At 38.3% G+C, this 18,052-nt stretch carries 17 protein-coding genes; 12 read left to right on the forward strand and 5 right to left on the reverse strand.

Annotation, left to right across the window (positions count from 1 at the left end; translation table 11 throughout):
- Nucleotides 1–82: 82 nt before the first annotated feature.
- On the reverse strand, nucleotides 83–919 hold the full coding sequence (locus H0S58_RS06895; protein ID WP_053578012.1) for a pyruvate, water dikinase regulatory protein: 837 nt from the start codon (nucleotides 917–919) through the stop codon (nucleotides 83–85).
- Nucleotides 920–1,078: 159 nt separating this feature from the next.
- Here H0S58_RS06895 and ppsA point away from each other — a divergent pair, with 159 nt between their 5' ends.
- The 12 genes from ppsA to alr all read left to right on the forward strand — a co-directional run bounded on the left by ppsA (nucleotide 1,079) and on the right by alr (nucleotide 14,036).
- Nucleotides 1,079–3,457 (forward strand): phosphoenolpyruvate synthase, encoded by a 2,379-nt coding sequence (gene ppsA, locus H0S58_RS06900; protein ID WP_195726108.1) that lies wholly within the window; start codon nucleotides 1,079–1,081, stop codon nucleotides 3,455–3,457.
- An 80-nt stretch (nucleotides 3,458–3,537) separates the two neighbouring features.
- Nucleotides 3,538–4,308, forward strand: coding sequence for an RDD family protein (locus tag H0S58_RS06905; RefSeq protein ID WP_053578014.1), 771 nt, complete (start codon nucleotides 3,538–3,540; stop codon nucleotides 4,306–4,308).
- 310 nt (nucleotides 4,309–4,618) lie between these two features.
- Complete coding sequence (cyoA, locus tag H0S58_RS06910; protein WP_195726109.1) at nucleotides 4,619–5,674, forward strand: ubiquinol oxidase subunit II; 1,056 nt, start codon at nucleotides 4,619–4,621, stop codon at nucleotides 5,672–5,674.
- 3 nt (nucleotides 5,675–5,677) lie between these two features.
- Complete coding sequence (gene cyoB / locus H0S58_RS06915; protein WP_195726110.1) at nucleotides 5,678–7,666, forward strand: cytochrome o ubiquinol oxidase subunit I; 1,989 nt, start codon at nucleotides 5,678–5,680, stop codon at nucleotides 7,664–7,666.
- Nucleotides 7,667–7,670: 4 nt separating this feature from the next.
- The gene (gene cyoC, locus H0S58_RS06920; RefSeq protein WP_092719054.1) at nucleotides 7,671–8,291 is read left to right on the forward strand and encodes a cytochrome o ubiquinol oxidase subunit III; all 621 of its coding nucleotides are present in this window, start codon (nucleotides 7,671–7,673) and stop codon (nucleotides 8,289–8,291) included.
- Entirely contained in the window at nucleotides 8,291–8,617 is a 327-nt protein-coding gene (locus H0S58_RS06925; protein ID WP_053578018.1) for a cytochrome o ubiquinol oxidase subunit IV, read from the forward strand. Before cyoC ends, H0S58_RS06925 begins: the two co-directional genes overlap by 1 nt.
- A gap of 10 nt (nucleotides 8,618–8,627) precedes the next feature.
- A complete protein-coding gene (gene cyoE / locus H0S58_RS06930) occupies nucleotides 8,628–9,506 on the forward strand; it encodes a heme o synthase (protein WP_195726111.1) in 879 nt (292 codons plus the stop codon).
- A 640-nt stretch (nucleotides 9,507–10,146) separates the two neighbouring features.
- Complete coding sequence (rpsF, locus tag H0S58_RS06935; protein ID WP_053578020.1) at nucleotides 10,147–10,533, forward strand: 30S ribosomal protein S6; 387 nt, start codon at nucleotides 10,147–10,149, stop codon at nucleotides 10,531–10,533.
- Nucleotides 10,534–10,544: 11 nt separating this feature from the next.
- On the forward strand, nucleotides 10,545–10,772 hold the full coding sequence (gene rpsR / locus H0S58_RS06940) for a 30S ribosomal protein S18 (protein ID WP_004648825.1): 228 nt from the start codon (nucleotides 10,545–10,547) through the stop codon (nucleotides 10,770–10,772).
- 9 nt (nucleotides 10,773–10,781) lie between these two features.
- Nucleotides 10,782–11,228 (forward strand): 50S ribosomal protein L9, encoded by a 447-nt coding sequence (gene rplI / locus H0S58_RS06945; protein WP_053578021.1) that lies wholly within the window; start codon nucleotides 10,782–10,784, stop codon nucleotides 11,226–11,228.
- 250 nt (nucleotides 11,229–11,478) lie between these two features.
- Nucleotides 11,479–12,924 carry a replicative DNA helicase gene (gene dnaB, locus H0S58_RS06950; protein ID WP_053578022.1) on the forward strand — a complete coding sequence of 482 codons (1,446 nt, stop codon included), beginning with the start codon at nucleotides 11,479–11,481 and terminating at the stop codon, nucleotides 12,922–12,924.
- A 44-nt stretch (nucleotides 12,925–12,968) separates the two neighbouring features.
- The gene (alr, locus tag H0S58_RS06955) at nucleotides 12,969–14,036 is read left to right on the forward strand and encodes an alanine racemase (protein ID WP_195726112.1); all 1,068 of its coding nucleotides are present in this window, start codon (nucleotides 12,969–12,971) and stop codon (nucleotides 14,034–14,036) included.
- Between the two features lie 87 nt (nucleotides 14,037–14,123).
- On the opposite strand, the gene H0S58_RS06960 is transcribed toward alr, so the two are convergent.
- From H0S58_RS06960 to H0S58_RS06975, 4 genes are read right to left on the reverse strand one after another with little or no spacing between them, the layout of a single operon-like run.
- Entirely contained in the window at nucleotides 14,124–14,858 is a 735-nt protein-coding gene (locus H0S58_RS06960) for a proteasome-type protease (protein ID WP_195726113.1), read from the reverse strand.
- Between the two features lie 27 nt (nucleotides 14,859–14,885).
- Complete coding sequence (locus tag H0S58_RS06965; protein WP_195726114.1) at nucleotides 14,886–15,665, reverse strand: transglutaminase family protein; 780 nt, start codon at nucleotides 15,663–15,665, stop codon at nucleotides 14,886–14,888.
- A complete protein-coding gene (locus tag H0S58_RS06970) occupies nucleotides 15,662–16,264 on the reverse strand; it encodes an alpha-E domain-containing protein (RefSeq protein ID WP_195726115.1) in 603 nt (200 codons plus the stop codon). Before H0S58_RS06970 ends, H0S58_RS06965 begins: the two co-directional genes overlap by 4 nt.
- A 24-nt stretch (nucleotides 16,265–16,288) precedes the next feature.
- Nucleotides 16,289–17,842, reverse strand: coding sequence for a circularly permuted type 2 ATP-grasp protein (locus tag H0S58_RS06975; RefSeq protein ID WP_195726116.1), 1,554 nt, complete (start codon nucleotides 17,840–17,842; stop codon nucleotides 16,289–16,291).
- Nucleotides 17,843–18,052: the final 210 nt, after the last annotated feature.

Here is an 18,052-nt window from a genome sequence, read left to right on the forward strand (position 1 = left end):
CATTCACCCGTTCTTTTTGTTATTTATGACATAAAATAAGAGCCCAATAAAAGACTCTTATTCTTTATTAATGTAATCACAATTAACCAATGCGACGCTTTAAACCTGTCATCTGTAACACACGAGTTGAAATTTCCTCAATCGACATTTCAGATACATTTAAATACTTCAAACCTTCTGAAATATAAATGCCTTCAATGGCGCGTAATTCCATCTGACATTGACTAAAACTTGCATAACGACTATTGGCTTTACGTTCAGAACGAATGGCAACCAACCTTTCCGCATCAATCATTAAACCGAACAATTTATTCTTATGCGCTTTTAAAACAGCAGGTAAACGATTGTCATCGAGGTCTTCTTCAGTTAAAGGGTAATTCGCCACACGGATTCCAAATTGTAAGGACAAATAAATTGAAGTTGGTGTTTTACCTGAACGTGATACGCCAATTAAAATTAAATCAGCTTTGTCATAATGACGTGTTCGCGCGCCATCATCATTGTCTAAAGCAAAATGTACTGCATCAATTCGTGCCTTATAAGACTCAGAATCTGTTACTGCATGGGTCTGCCCGACTAAAGTTGTAGGTGGTGTACCTAAAACCTCAGACAATTTACTTATAAGACCTTCAAAAACATCAAGATTTATAGCATTTGCGGTGTTAATAATATCACGTGCATACGGGTCGACCAATGTATCAAAAACCAAAGGTTGATTTCCATCTTGCTCAGCACGTTTATTAATTTCTGCAACTACCTCCATTGCTGCTTCTTCAGAGGTAATATAAGGAATAATATGAATATTAAAATCAACATGAGGAAACTGTGCTAACAATGAGTGACCAAGGGTTTCAGCCGTAATTGCTGTACCATCGGAAATAAAAAAAACACTGCGCTTAATCTGTTTACCTTCTGACATTAAAATTCTCCTTAAATATTTGTCTAAGTGCTATATAATCATTATAGTAAACTGATCTTATATAACTTTTGCTTAGTAAAATCAAAATGCTGAGTAAATTTGTTATAATTTCATGCCAAAAAGATAGTGATTAATACTGCAAAAAGTGGAGTAACAACATTGGAAGCGCGCGTAATTGGTCTAGAAAAATTAGGGAAACACGACGTTGAACTTGTAGGTGGGAAAAACTCATCTTTAGGGGAAATGATCAGCCACTTATCCAATGCTGGCGTATCAGTGCCAGGAGGCTTCGCAACTACAGCAGATGCTTATCGTGAGTTTCTCGAACAAAGTGGCCTAAACGCTAAAATTCAAACAGAATTATCAACTTTAAATGTGGATGACGTTAATGCTTTGGCAGAAACGGGTGCTAAAATTCGCCAATGGATTGTAGATACTCCGCTTACAGCAGCACTTGAAAAAGAAGTACGTACTGCTTTTGCTGAACTATCTGCCGAAAATGCTGACATTGCCGTTGCTGTTCGTTCCTCCGCGACTGCAGAAGATTTACCTGATGCTTCTTTTGCTGGTCAACAAGAAACTTTCTTAAATATTCGCGGCATCGAAAATGTATTAATCGCAATCAAAGAAGTGTTTGCTTCACTTTATAATGACCGTGCTATTGCTTACCGTGTACACCAAAATTTCAAACACGAAGTTGTCGCATTGTCTGCAGGTGTACAGCGCATGGTACGCTCTGAAACAGGTGCTGCTGGTGTTATGTTTACACTGGACACTGAATCAGGCTTCCGTGATGTTGTATTTATTACAGCATCTTATGGTTTGGGTGAAATGGTCGTTCAAGGGGCTGTAAATCCTGATGAATTTTATCTATCTAAACCTTTATTAAATGCAGGCAAACATTCTATTCTGCGCCGTAATTTAGGTTCTAAACACCAAAAAATGATTTATGCTGAAGAAGCATCTGCTGGAAAATCTGTTTCAATCGTTGATGTTGAAAAAGTTGATCGTCAACAGTTCGCATTGAATGATCATGAACTGCAAGAACTGGCGAAACAAGCCTTAATCATTGAAAACCATTATGGTTCTCCAATGGATATTGAATGGGCGAAAGATGGCGATGACGGTCAAATTTATATTGTTCAAGCGCGCCCAGAAACAGTTAAAAGCCGTGAAAATGTCGGTACTATGGAGCGTTACTTACTAAAACAAAAAGGTACAGTTATTTGTGAAGGTCGTTCAATTGGCCAACGTATTGGTTCAGGTCGAGTACGTATTGTCACTTCGATCAAAGAAATGGATAAAGTTCAAGCTGGTGATGTTCTTGTCTCAGACATGACCGACCCAGACTGGGAACCTGTAATGAAACGTGCCGCTGCGATTGTCACTAATCGTGGTGGTCGTACATGTCATGCTGCTATTATTGCTCGTGAACTTGGTGTACCAGCAATTGTGGGTTGCGGTAATGCAACAGAAGTACTTGTAGATGGTCAAGAAGTGACCGCATCTTGTGCTGAAGGTGACACAGGCTTTATCTATGAAGGTGCCTTGGATTTCGAAATCCAACGTAACTCGATTGAATCTATGCCTAAACTACCCTTCAAAATTATGATGAACGTCGGTAATCCTGACCGTGCCTTCGATTTCGCCACTATTCCAAATGAAGGAATTGGGCTTGCACGCTTAGAGTTTATTATTAATCGTATGATTGGTGTTCATCCAAAAGCATTATTAAATATTGATAGTTTACCGCGAGAAACACGCGCTGCTGTTCTTACACGCACTGCAGGTTACAGCTCTCCTATCGAATTTTATGTTGAGAAATTAGTAGAAGGTATTTCAACGCTTGCGGCTGCTTTTGCTGATAAACCTGTGATTGTGCGTATGTCTGACTTTAAGTCAAACGAATATGCCAACCTTATTGGTGGTAAGTTATACGAACCAGAAGAAGAAAATCCAATGTTGGGTTTCCGCGGTGCAAGCCGTTATGTTTCTGATAACTTCCGTGACTGTTTTGAACTTGAGTGCCGTGCCCTGAAAAAAGCACGTGATGAAATGGGTTTAACCAATATTCAAATCATGATTCCTTTTGTTCGTACTGTTGCAGAAGCAAAACGTGTCATTGAGTTATTGGCACAAAATGGTCTTAAACGTGGCGAGAATGGTCTTAAAGTCATCATGATGTGTGAATTACCTACCAATGCATTATTGGCTGAACAGTTCCTTGAACATTTTGATGGCTTCTCTATTGGCTCAAATGATTTAACTCAATTGACTTTAGGTCTTGACCGTGACTCTGGCATTGTTTCACACTTATTTGATGAGCGTGATCCTGCGGTGAAAGCTTTACTTTCGATGGCTATTCACGCTTGCCGAAAAGCAGGTAAATATGTCGGTATTTGTGGTCAAGGTCCATCCGATCATCCTGATCTTGCGCAATGGTTAATGGAACAAGGTATCGAATCTGTTTCATTAAATCCTGACTCTGTTTTAGATACTTGGTTCTTCTTGTCTGAAGAAAAGACTAAACAAGCGTAATAAAACATGTTAAAAAAGACCCCATTCGTGGGTCTTTTTTTTACCTACTTTTTAAATTTTAGTTTTGAGAATTTAATTTTATGCAAATTTACTTGGCTCGTAATAATCAACAAGCTGGACCATATACATTAGAGCAACTCAATCAAATGCTCGCGAGTCAGCAAGTTTTACTTACTGATCTAGTCTGGCATCAAGGGATGAGTGAATGGAAAGCTTTAGGTGAATTAACCCAAGGAAAACTTGCATATGAGCCTTTAGGCTATACAGCACCTGCACCTTTTCCTGAACAAACACCTATTCAAAACAACCATTTTCAAAAAATACAGGTTGAAAAAAAAGCAGTACAGAATACAGAACTTGCCTCTATCGGTACGCGTTTTTTAGCCAAAATTATTGATTTACTCCTCTGGTTGCCAGCAGCAGCCATTCCATCTTTTTTTCTAAAACCCGAGCAATTTAACCAGCTTTCTGACATCCAACAAAAAATGCAGTCTGCGGATACTTCTACTCAAGCCATCCAATTACAACAGCAACTGTTTACCCTTATTCCAGCTGAAGCATGGCAAGCGATGTTTATCTACATCATTATCATGTTAGGTATTCAGGCTTTTTTATTGGCAAAATCAGGTCAAAGTATTGGTAAAAAATTGACTAAAATTAAGATTGTAGATGTAGAAAGTGGTGAAAAAGTCAGTTTGATGCGTGCTTTTACATTGCGTAGTTTTATCTTTATTATCTTAAATTTATTGTTTATGCCATTCATTACCATACTAGATCATGCATTTGCACTTAGCGAAAAACGCCAAACTTTACATGATAAACTGGTAAAAACCAAAGTGATTAAACAATAATTAAACGATAAGAACAGGAAGGTTTTTACCTTCCTTTTTTTTTCAGAATATTGATATTAAAATGAAATAGTTATAGTAAAATTTAATTCCGACTAAAAAATCAGTTTTTATAACAGGCATTTAAGGCATTTTAAATATAGCTTAGTTAAACAATATGAGGCATAATGCCCTACAACGTAGCGGTGTCGTATGATTAGAAAATATTTGCCATACTTAACTTTATAAGTATTAATAAATTTCTAATCATGTGGCACTTTAATCGCTATCCCATATTAAATTAGGGAATGGGACTCTTCACCGAGGTTGTAAAATGAGACAAACGTTTTTAGCTGTATTGTCTTTATCTGCGATGGCTGCACTCTTGACTGGGTGTGGCGGTGATATGGTACTTCTAAACTCAAAAGGTCCAGTTGCTGAAGGTCAAAGTAACCTGATGATGATTGCGATCTATCTAATGCTTTTGGTGGTTATTCCATCAGTTATTATGGCATTGTGGTTTGGTTGGAAATATCGCGCGTCGAATAAAGATGCAGAATACAAACCTACTTGGGTACACTCTACGACTATTGAAATTATAGTTTGGGGTATTCCCGTCATTATTATTGGTATTCTAGCTTGGTTAACTTGGTGGGGTTCCCACAAGTATGACCCTTACCGTCCGCTCGAATCTGATAAGGCACCTTTAACTGTTCAAGTTATTGCTGAACAATTTAAATGGGTGTTTATCTATCCAGAACAAAACATTGCGACTGTTAACGAACTCCGTTTCCCTGAGAAAACGCCTTTGAGTTTACGTATAACATCTAACTTCACAATGAATTCGTTCTTCATTCCTGCTTTATCTGGTCAAATCTACGCTATGGCAGGCATGCAAACTCACTTGAATATGTTGGCTGATGAAACAGGTGTATTCCGTGGTTTTTCATCAAACTATTCTGGTTATGGTTTCTCACAAATGCATTTTAAAGCGCATTCTGTGACTGAAGCTCAGTTTGCCAATTGGGTAGAATCAGTGAAGACAGGTAATGGCATTTCAGTTAACCCTGAAGCAATTCAAAAAGGTATTTTAGACCAAACTGAATTTGCAACCTTACGTGACGGTAATCGTTCAACTCATCAGATTGAAGCAATGATAGCCAATGCGGAAACGCCAGAAGAAAAGGCTGCTGCAGAAGCATTAACGCCTTATCCAACTAAGCCACATCCAGTGACTTATTATTCTTCAGTTGAGCCAAAATTGTTCGAATCTGTGATTAACAAATACATGAGTAACTACCATGGTGCTGATCATTCAGCTCCTGCTGCAGGACATGCGAATGCCGCTCATGAAAATGTTGAACATGCGACTGCTTCTGGAGAGGAATAAAACATGAGCTTCTTAGGTAAGTTAGGACCAGATTCAATTCCACACGATCCAATCGTGTTGGCTACTGTTGCAATGATGATCCTAGGTGGCCTTGCAGTCGTTGCAGGGATTACCTACTTTAAAAAATGGAACTACTTGTGGACTGAATGGTTCACTTCTGTAGACCATAAAAAAATTGGTATCATGTATATTTTCATTTCTGTGATTATGCTACTTCGTGGCTTCGCAGATGCAATCATGATGCGTCTTCAGCAGTTCCTCGCTCGAGGTGGTGGTGAAGGTTATTTACACCCTGAACATTACGACCAGATCTTTACTGCCCATGGCGTAATCATGATCTTCTTCGTAGCGATGGGTCTTGTAGTCGGCTTAATGAACATCTCTGTACCATTACAGATTGGTGCTCGTGACGTTGCCTTCCCATTATTGAACTCTCTAAGCTTCTGGTTATTTGCCGGCGCTGCGGGTCTGATGATGGCTTCTCTTGCACTAGGTGAATTCGCTGCAACTGGCTGGATGGCTTATCCTCCACTATCAGGCATTGAATATTCTCCGGGCGTAGGTGTTGATTACTATATCTGGGCACTGCAAATTTCAGGTTTGGGTACGCTTTTAACCGGTGTTAACTTCTTTGTTACCATCATTAAAATGCGCGCACCTGGCATGACATTAATGGATATGCCGATCTTTACTTGGACAGCTTTATGTACGGCTGTATTGATCATTGCATCATTCCCAGTATTGACTGCAACAATTGCGATGCTAACGCTTGACCGCTATTTTGATTTCCACTTCTTTACAAATGACTTGGGTGGTAGCCCGATGTTGTATGTAAACTTGATTTGGACTTGGGGTCACCCGGAAGTTTACATCTTGGTATTACCTGCATTCGGTATTTACTCAGAAGTTGTATCAACTTTCTCTCGCAAAGCATTGTTTGGTTACAAATCAATGGTGTATGCAACTGTAGCAATCACAGTATTGTCTTTCGTTGTATGGGTTCACCACTTCTTTACCATGGGTGCTGGTGCCAACGTTAACGCGTTCTTCGGTATCATGACCATGGTTATTGCAATTCCGACTGGTGTGAAAATCTTCTCTTGGTTATTCACCATGTACAAGGGTCGCATTACCTTTACTACCCCTATGCTTTGGACACTGGGTTTCCTCGTGACTTTTGGTATTGGTGGTTTAACGGGCGTATTAATGGCAGTTCCACCAGCGGACTTCTTAGTACATAACTCGTTATTTTTGATTGCTCACTTCCATAATGTTATTATTGGTGGTGTTGTATTTGGTATGTTCGCAGCGATCATTTTCTACTGGCCAAAAATGTTTGGCTGGAGACTCAATGAAGCTTGGGGCAAAGCATCTTTCTGGTTCTGGTTCTTCGGTTTCTATTTTGCATTCATGCCACTTTATATCCTTGGCTTCATGGGTATGACACGTCGTTTGAATACATATGACAATCCAGAGTGGGATCCATATGTTGCTATCGCGCTGTTTGGTGCCGTACTTGTTGCAATTGGTATTGCTTGTTTCTTAATGCAAATCATTGTTGGTTTCTTACAACGTAATGATAACCTTGATTTGACTGGCGATCCTTGGGATGGCCGTACATTAGAATGGGCGACTTCTTCACCTGCTCCGTTTTATAACTTTGCTCATCTTCCAAAGATCAATGGTATTGATACCTTCTGGACAGACAAAGAAAACGGTATTGCCTATTCCAAACCGACTCAGTATGAAGATATTCATATGCCGACCAATCGTGCTGCTGGTTTTATCATTGCAATGTTCATTACACTTATGGGCTTTGCTTTAATCTGGCACATTTGGTGGTTAGCAGTGATTGGATTCATTGGTGCTATCGTTTCGTTTATCGTAAGTTCATTCACTAAAAAAGTGGATTACTATGTGCCTGCTGCTGAAGTAGAGCGTATTGAAAACGAACGCTATGCGATTCTTGAAAAACACTTGAAGAAGGACTAAGACAATGGCTGAAGTACTTCATCACGACAACCATGACCATGATGAGCATCATCATCACGATGATACTGACATCACTGTCTTTGGTTTCTGGACTTACTTGATGAGTGACTTGATCCTATTCGGGACACTCTTCATTGCGTTCGCTGTATTAAGCAGTCACATTCCTGTAGGCACGCCAAGTGCAAAAGAGCTTTTTGGTGATTCACTCGGTTTCGTATTAACTGAAACCTTTGCACTACTTATCTCTTCTGTGACATTTGGTTTTGCTGTACTTGCTTCATACAAGAAAAATGTAAACCAAGTTTTAACTTGGTTAGCAATTACTTGGTTATTTGGTGCTGCCTTTATTGGTATGGAACTTTATGAGTTTAATCATTTAGTTCATGCAGGTCATGGCCCAAGTCACAGTGCATTCTTATCTGCGTTCTTTACTTTGGTAGGTACGCACGGTATCCACGTGACTTCAGGCTTGATATGGATGATCATTTTGATGTTTCAAATCAAGAAAAATGGTTTGACTCTTCCAAATACTCGTCGTCTTGCTTGCTTAAGCTTATTCTGGCACTTCCTAGACATCGTTTGGATCTGTGTATTCAGCGTCGTTTATTTGATGGGAGTTCTCTAATGAGTCACGATCATAACTCTGCTGGTGCGGCACACGGTAACGTTAAACAGTATACGATTGGCTTTATCCTTTCAGTTATTCTCACGATCATTCCTTTTGGAATGGTCATGAGCGGTGGCTTTGGACGTGGTCTTTTGATTACTGTGATTGCGATTACTGCAGTTGTTCAGGTTTTGGTACAGCTCATGTTCTTCTTACACATGAACTCATCATCTGAACAACGTTGGAATGTAATTGCGTTTATCTATACTGTGCTTTGTATTGCTGTGCTTTTGATTGGTTCCGTATGGATCATGAATTACCTTCACTACAACATGATGATCTAAACTGATCATCATGCTAAAAAAGTATTTATTCCTGACTAAACCAGGAATTCTCTTTGGTAACTTCGTTACCACTTTGGGCGGCTTTTTCTTAGCCGCTCAAGGTTCTGTAGATTTCCTTTTATTGCTTATTACCCTGCTGGGTACAACTCTGGTTGTGGCCTCTGGTTGTGTGATCAATAATGTTATTGATCAAGACATCGACCACAAAATGCAGCGCACACAAAATCGTGCTCTAGTTAAAAAAACTATCTCTGTACCAATCGCTTTAGCTTATGCTTTTGTATTGGGTGCAATCGGTTTTAGTATTTTATGGTTTTGGGTAAATGCGTACGCTTTTTTATTTGCGGTGATTGGTTTTGTGTTCTATGTGGTGTTTTATAGCCTCTGGACAAAACGCACCACTATTCATCAAACGGTTATTGGAAGTATTTCTGGTGCTAGTCCACCAGTAATAGGTTATACCGCTGTTGTAAATGGTTTTGACTTAGCTGCCTTACTTCTTTTTATTGGTTATGCACTTTGGCAAATGCCACATTCATGGGCAATTGCAGTTTATCGTTTTGATGACTACAAAAATGCAGGTATTCCAATTCTTCCTGTAGCACGTTCTATTTTGCGCACTAAAATTGAATCACTGATTTATGTGGTTTTATTTACGATCTCGATGAATGCTCTCTATGTATATGGTTATACAAATTGGCTTTACCTTGTGATTCTAAATGCGTTATGTATTTATTGGTTTTATATTGGTATTCTTGGTTTTAAAGCTGAAAATGACCAATTATGGGCAAAACGTTTTTTCCTATTTTCTGTCATTTTAATTACTCTTGTGAGTTTATGTTTTAGTTTTACCTCCCAAGCCCCTATAAATTCAATCATACTTTTTTAAAAGATAGAGTTCTGCTCTATCTTTTTTATTTTTCATTTCTAAAATAATTCCGCTATAACAATCACATTACGCGCAACACAACCAAAATGATAAAGTTACTTTTACGAACCAAGTCTAAAATAAATAGATGCTGAATATCATTTTTTATATCTTTACATCCTATCTACACTTAATTACTCAAGCTTTAGTCATACGATTACTGAAATATTCTCTGAAAAGTGTACTCAATTTGGAATTCGAAATTACAGCTTGTCATAGTTTTAACGTTCTTCCCCTTATTAACGACACCCCAATCAAGCTATCTCAGGTTCACTACTCCTCCCTCAAGGTCTATCATTTTCTAAATACCCTATCAAAAAGTTTGGTTAGTATATTTCAGCCATTATTTAAGGGAGTAAACTGCAGAATTAGAAAAATCTTAATCGCGATTAACTATTCTCATCAGAAAATAGTATTTATCATGTCTTATTGTCTTTCATGTGATGCTTTTAATTTAAGTATTACAGAAAACTGTTCTTGTAATTTACCCTTAAAACCTCTAAAATTCACGCTTCGCAATTTTGCGACACAACCTTGGTTGTGACTCCTTGCTTCTGACTTTTCAAAAGTTAGGGGCTGCATAAACCGTAAGGAGCTGACAATGCGTCACTACGAAATCGTACTTTTGGTACATCCAGACCAAAGCGATCAAGTTGTGGGTATGGTAGAACGTTACCTAACTCACATCAAAGAAGCTGAAGGTCAAATTCACCGTTTAGAAGATTGGGGCCGTCGTCAATTGGCTTACCCAATTAACAAAATTCATAAAGCACACTACATTTTAATGAATGTTGAATGTGGTCAAACTACGCTAAATGAATTAGAAGAATTGTTCCGTTATAACGATGCAATCCTTCGTAATGTTATTATTCGTCGTGAAAACGCAATCACTGAAGAATCATTGCTTGCTAAAAGTGCTGAAGAAAAGCGTGCGCGTAAAGCACAACGTGAAGAAGCACAACAATCTCAAGACTCTGCTGAAGCATAAGGAGAACATAAATGGCACGTTTTTACCGTCGTCGCAAGTTCTGCCGCTTTACAGCTGAGAAAGTTGCGTACATCGACTACAAAGATATCGATACTCTAAAACAGTACATCACTGAAAACGGCAAAATTGTTCCTAGCCGTATTACAGGTACTAAAGCTCGTTACCAACGTCAATTAGCGCTTGCGATTAAACAAGCTCGCTACTTGTCTTTGATCCCTTACACTGACAATCATAAGTGAGGTTGAGCTGTGGATATTATCTTATTACAACGCATTAAAAACCTTGGTAAATTAGGCGATAAAGTTTCAGTTAAAGCTGGTTACGGCCGCAACTACCTTATCCCTCAAGGTCAAGCAGTAGCAGCGACTGAGTCGAATACTGCTGCTTTTGAAGCTCGTCGCGCTGAACTTGAAAAAGCTGAAGCTGATGTTTTAGCTGCTGCTCAAGCACGTGCTGACGAACTGAACGAAGTAAATATCGCAATCACAGCGAAAGCTGGTGATGAAGGTAAATTATTTGGTTCAATCGGTACTCGTGATATCGCTGATGCGTTAACAAGTGCTGGCCTTACTGTTGACCGTGCTGAAGTTCGTTTACCGAACGGTGCACTTCGTCACACTGGCGAATTTAACATCGCAATTCAATTGCATCATGATGTTACTGCTGAAGTTCTCGTTACTATCGTATCTGAGTAATTTTCTGCAAAAAAAAGAGTATGCTTTTTGCATGCTCTTTTTTTATCTTTAAAAATTGTCCTCCTAGTAAATTTCCACTTATTGACTCATCATTTATCCTATTTGTTGCTGTTTTTAGATGAATGAAATTTTCGATTCGCATTTTTTGTAAGAGCGCGTATGATCTGTTTATACGGAAACAATTGAAAATTTATTCTTCGTTCCAATTTTTATAAATTACTTATTTATTGCATTTTAATTAGGGTTTTATATGTCACAGGCGACTGCCAATGCCACGCTTAACTCAGCTAAAGTAGATCATAAAGGAAACGAACCTAGTCAATTAAAGGATTTTCGTACTCCACCGCATAATTTAGCAATTGAGCAAGCTGTACTTGCAGCCCTGATGACTGTTGCTGAATCTTTTGAACAAGTGGGTGATGTTCTTAATGAAAATGATTTCTATGCCACACGTCATAAATACATCTTTCGTGCCATTGAAAAACTCACCCAAGAAAACTCGCCTTATGATGCGGTCTTAGTCAATGACTGGTTGATTAAACAGAATCTGCTTGAGGCCGTAGGTGGTGAAGAATATCTGATGCAACTGATGGCAGATTCCCCTTCTAGTTTTTATAACTTAGAAACTTATGCCAATAAAATTAAAGAATTTTCAACCTTACGTAGCATGATTAAAGTCAGCTCTGAAATTTTACAAAATGCCTATGACACCAAAGGTCGTAGCGTCAGTGAAATTCTAGATTTAGCCGAAACCAATATTTTCTCGATTGCAGAACAACATAACAATAATGCAAAGGCGCAAGGCCCAAAACCGATTAATGCCGTTGTTGCAGATGTTTTTGACAAGTTAAACGAGCTGTCTCAAATGGAAGGCAGTATTACGGGTTTGACTTCTGGCTTTATGGAACTGGACAACAAAACCTCAGGCATGCAGGCTGGCGATCTCATCATTGTTGCTGCACGTCCATCGATGGGTAAAACTACTTTTGCCATGAATTTAGTCGAAAGTGTCATCTTTAACTGTGACTTGCCTGCCTTGGTATTCTCTATGGAGATGCCGGCAGATTCAATCGCAATGCGTTTGATTTCTGCCTATGGTAAAGTTCATCAAGGTCATTTACGTTCGGGTAAACTCGATGGCGATGAATGGTCTAAAGTCACGGGTACAATTTTACAATTACAAGAAAAAAATCTTTATATTGATGATTCTTCAGCATTACCACCAACAGAATTACGTGCACGTGCGCGTCGTATTGCCAAAATGCATGGGGGCAAAATTGGCTGTATTATGGTCGATTATTTACAGCTTATGAAAGTTCCTGGCATGGGTGATAACCGTGTCGGTGAGATTTCTGAAATTTCACGTAGCTTAAAAGCGCTTGCAAAAGAAATGATGTGTCCTGTAATTGCCTTATCTCAGTTAAACCGATCACTGGAAAATCGCCCCAATAAACGTCCTGTTATGTCAGATCTTCGTGAATCTGGTGCAATTGAGCAGGATGCTGACTTGATCATGTTTATTTACCGTGATGAAGTCTATAACAAAGAATCCAAAGAAGCAGGTACAGCTGAAATCATTATTGGCAAACAACGTAATGGGCCTATTGGTACAGTACGTCTGGCTTTTGAGGGTCAATATACACGTTTTAGTAATTTATCCCCTGAGTTTTATGCTCAGTATGATGATGGCGAATAATATTTCTCATCATTTTTTTCATATACCCTGAAGGAGTAACGAGGGTGCGCCAAGCAACAGTTTATATTGACAGTGAAGCGCTGCAATATAATTTAAACCGTGTCAAACAACTTGCACCAACCGCTAAAATCGTCAGTATGGTGAAAGCCAATGCTTACGGACATGGAATCAAAGACTGTTTAGCAGCCTTGAGTGAAACCGATGCCTTTGGTGTCGCCTGCCTTGAAGAAGCACTTGAAATTCGTGATCTCGGTTATCAACAAATGATTACCCTGATTGAAGGCGTTTTCTCTGAAAATGAAATGCAGATTATCATTGATCAGAATATTGAATGCGTCATTCATCAGCAGCAACAAATTGAATGGCTTCTTACTCACAAAGAAGCTTATATTGATCAGCGGCTAAAAGTTTGGGTCAAACTGAACAGCGGTATGAATCGCTTAGGTTTTAAAATCAATGAAATTATTGAGGTTATTAACACACTTAAATCAGAAGGCTTTACTTGTGTTTTAGTTATGCATTTTGCTAATGCAGATGTGGAAAATCATCCGTTAAATCAACAACAGATCAATCAATTTTTACAAGTCAAAAAAGCTTGCTCCCCAATTCTAGCCTCATGCTGTAATTCAGCTGCCCTTTATCAATGGCCAGAACTGAATTTTGATTTTGTTCGACCAGGCATTATGTTATACGGCGCTTCGCCATTTGCAGAAAAATCGGTGCATGCACTCGACTTAAAGCCTGTAATGACTCTTACGGCTGAGGTTATTGCGTTTAATCATATTCAAACTGGCGAATCGGTGGGTTATGGATCTACATTTATAGCCGATAAAGAAATGGATTTAGCCATTGTTTCTATTGGCTACGGTGATGGTTATCCACGTGCATTTTTCAAACAAAATTATGTCGCCATTCAAGGCAAATCTTGTCGTGTCATCGGGCGTGTTGCAATGGATATGATTGCGATTGATGTTACAGGCTTAAATACTGCTATTGGAACTGAGGTAGAACTCTGGGGTAAAAACCGCTTAGTGGATGATGTTGCAGAAGCAAATGGAACGATTGGTTATGAATTACTTTGTCGTTTAACAACCCGACCTAAGCGAAAGTAATCCAACATTTAATAAAACCCAAGCATAACTTGGGTTTTATTAATTTTCATTCATTTAAAGTATATATTTTTACGTTTGATTACTGTTTTATTCTAAATAATCATCTGTTGGAATAGGCAAGCTTTGCAAGCCACGACGCAGAATATCTGACCATTGTTTACTTAACTGTCGAAAATAAGGGTCTTCTTGATAAATGCGTTTACCATGTGGAATATCTAAAGAGTCTTTTTTATAAATGACCATATCCAAAGGCATACCCACTGAAACATTAGAACGTAAAGTAGAATCAAAAGAAATTAAACAACAACGTACAGCTTCATCTAAGGGCATTTCATAGCTTAGCGCACGGTCTAAGATAGGCTTGCCATATTTACTTTCACCAATTTGAAAGTAAGGTGTGTCTTCAGTGGCATTAATACAATTACCTTGGGGATAAATATTGTATAGCTGCATATCTGCACCTTGAATTTGCCCACCCAGCAAAAGACTACAATAATAATTACTATGCTCATTGATATCTGTGGTGACGTCAGCAATTACTTTTCTTAAAGTTTGGCCAATTAACTCAGCCATTTCAAACATAGTATTTACACTATACAAATTTGGTTCTTGTTTAAGTTCTAAATGATTGTTTAAATGTCCAATCACCGCCTGTGTTGTCGCTAAATTCCCAGATGTTTGAATAGTAATAAATCGCTCACCCTGCACACCAAATGTATAAAGTTTACGAAATACAGAAATGTGATCAACCCCCGCATTGGTACGCGTGTCACTGACAAATACCAATCCATCTTTTAGACGTAGCGCACAACAATAAGTCATGACAACTCCTTATGACTTTTTAACTCATTAGCAAGCCAGCACTTGAACGATAGAATGCATTGACTCAACACCTCCACGCTCTCTAACACCTCTTATCGGTGCAACATCCCAATAATCGCGACCTATGGCCACATAGATATGTGAATTTGGGCTAAATAATTGATTGCTCGTATCAAAACAATACCATGCATTTTCTAAAAACACCTCTGCCCAAGCATGACTTGCCAGATGAGAAGTATTGGGTACAAACAAATATCCTGACACATAGCGCGCGGGTAAACCTAAATATTTACACATCGCAATCATGACATGACTATGATCTTGACACACGCCCTGCTGATTCTGAAAAGCATCTATCGCGGATGACAGCACAGAGGTTTGATCAGCAACATAGGGAATATGATTTAATATAGCTTCTGATAAAACGATTAAATATTTGCGTGTTAAACAAGGCACATGACGTTTGGAAAATTCCTTCATTTCAGTATTGCACAAAGTATTTGCAGTATGTTGAAGAAACAAATTTGGGTTAATTAAACTCTCTACACCATATACAGTATCATGATTTATCTCGACTATTCCCTGCGCCATAATGGTCATTTGCTGGTACGGTTGGCGCTGCGAACTGGTAATCCAAATATTATTAAACGCATCATATTTTGTACATTTCTGACCCGGTACACTGACATCCCAGCTGTACACTTTTTGATGTAAATTGGAGGTAGGTGTCATTTTAATATACTGAATACTATTACATGCTAGATCGGTATATTGATAGTGCGTTTGGTGGTTGATCATGAGTTTCATACATCCACCTCAAATACGGTTTGCATATGATCATGGAAATGATAAAGATGGATACTATCTGGCGATAATTTTAATTGATGCCAGGCATAGTTTAGCTTGTTCCATCCCATCTGGTTCAATAAATCTATCGTATGGTCCAAGTTTTTAAGAGTCTGAGCTTGTTGTTGTTTTAAACGCATTTGTCGATCAAGTTGTTCAATATTTTGCCCTAAACTAAAGAATAAGAAAATATCTTCTGCTTCGGCTTCCAAAACCTCATGGCATTCTACGGCCACTTCACCAATATAGGCTAAGTTTTCGTGTGCATTTTTAATTAGCTGATGAAGTTCGGCATAGGCATGAGCAGACAAAACTCCGCGCAAATCTTGGATATTATTTTTACTGGATTGAAATTGTTGATTGAAGGATGCTGGTTGCTCTGGATCTTGCAATAAAGCATTTAAGGATTCTGCATCAAAAGCAGGTAAGCAAAAAGCATGTGCGTATTTCAGTGCCTGCGCATTATTTTGAAATGGAAATTGATCACATAAATATTCAATACGATTTAAATATCGTCCTAACCAAAAAATCTGTTCTGCATTACGATTTAATAAAATCACGTTTTCATTCCCATGCTTAGATTTTTATGAATGAAGATTATCGATCACCCATGTGTCTTTAACTCCACCACCTTGTGAAGAATTGACGACTAAAGAATTTTGTTGCATCGCTACTCTGGTTAATTCACCTGGTACAATTTCGGTACGATAAGGCGAACTTAAAACAAAAGGACGTAAATCAATATGACGTTCTGCTAAACCAGAATCGGTAATCGTCGGACAAACCGATAAATCCAATGTAGGCTGGGCAATATATAAGTTGGGGGATGCCAGAATTTTTTCTTTAAATGCTGCAATTTGGTTTTTTGAAGCTTGTGGACCAATCAACATGCCATAACCACCCGAACTTTGTGTTTCTTTGACCACCAAATGCGCCAAATTAGACAATACATAATTTAAATCTTGTATATTTCGACATTGATAAGTGGGTACATTTCTTAAAATAGCGCGTTCGTCTAAGTAAAAATCAATCATTTTATCCACATAAGGATAAATTGATTTATCATCTGCAACGCCTGTACCCGGTGCATTTGCAATCACAACATTATGTTGTAAATAGGCCGACATCAAGCCAGCCACACCCAAATGACTATCTGGTCTAAAGCATAAAGGATCTAAATAAGCATCATCTACACGTCGATAAATTACATCAACCTGCTGCCTTCCACGGATTGTTTTGACATAAACCTTATCGTTTTCCACAAAAAGATCGCGTGATGTTACTAAAGGCACACTCATTTCTCTTGCTAAGAAAGCATGTTCGTAGTAAGCGTTATTAAAACGACCAGGAGTGAGTACCACAATAAATGGCTGATCGACATTAGTATTTTCTTCCAAAATTTCTTTAAGTAATGCAGGATAATGTTCTATACCTAAAATGTTATTTCTTTGACATAGCTCAGGCATTAATTTTTGACTAATTTTACGATTTTCAAGCATATAAGACACACCCGATGGCGTTCTTAAATTATCTTCGAGCACATAAAATTCGCCTTTTTGATCACGAACAATATCAATTCCACTAATTTGGCTATAAATATTACCCTTTAGATTATGCGCATACATATGCGGTTGATATGCTTCATGAGTCAAAACTTGAAGCTCAGGTATAATTTTGGCTTTTAATATGTCTTGTTGGTGGTAAATATCATGTAGAAAAGCATTCAGGGCACGTACCCGTTGGACACAGCCTGAAGCGACCTTATTCCATTGTTTTTTCTCGATCACTCTCGGGATTAAATCATAAGGAATTGTTCTCTCGATTCCTTCAGCATCGCCATAGACTGCAAATGTAATACCTTCATATAAAAAATGTGCTTTAGCGATTTGATTTAATTTTTGCAATTCATCCAGTGTATGATTTGCTAACCAGTCTTCAATATTCTTACAGGCATCATTCGGTTTAGTATATCCATCGACCAATTCATTAAAAAACTTTGATTGAAGCTGTTGAAAGACCTCATTCATTTTCGCGCCCTGCTTAGCCTGAGCAGACACAGAAACCACACTCGCGCCAATAGAGTTGGAAAAATTTTCAAGTGTGAGCATTGCTTGGGGATTTTGATCATCTTTAAGCATACTACCCTCATTATTTGAATATCAGTTTTGTCTATGATGAACTCATCTATTTAAAGCTTATTTTTCATAATATGATGCAAGTGCATACTTCAACGCATGAGTTACCTATATTTGTTTATATATCCACGCTTAAGCGACACATTCAATGGTATTTTCGATCCAACATGTATCAAAATATAGGCAGTAATTTTAAATTTGATTGTGAGTGTA

The organism is Acinetobacter sp. TTH0-4, assembly GCF_015602665.1.
GTDB classification, from domain to species: domain Bacteria; phylum Pseudomonadota; class Gammaproteobacteria; order Pseudomonadales; family Moraxellaceae; genus Acinetobacter; species Acinetobacter albensis.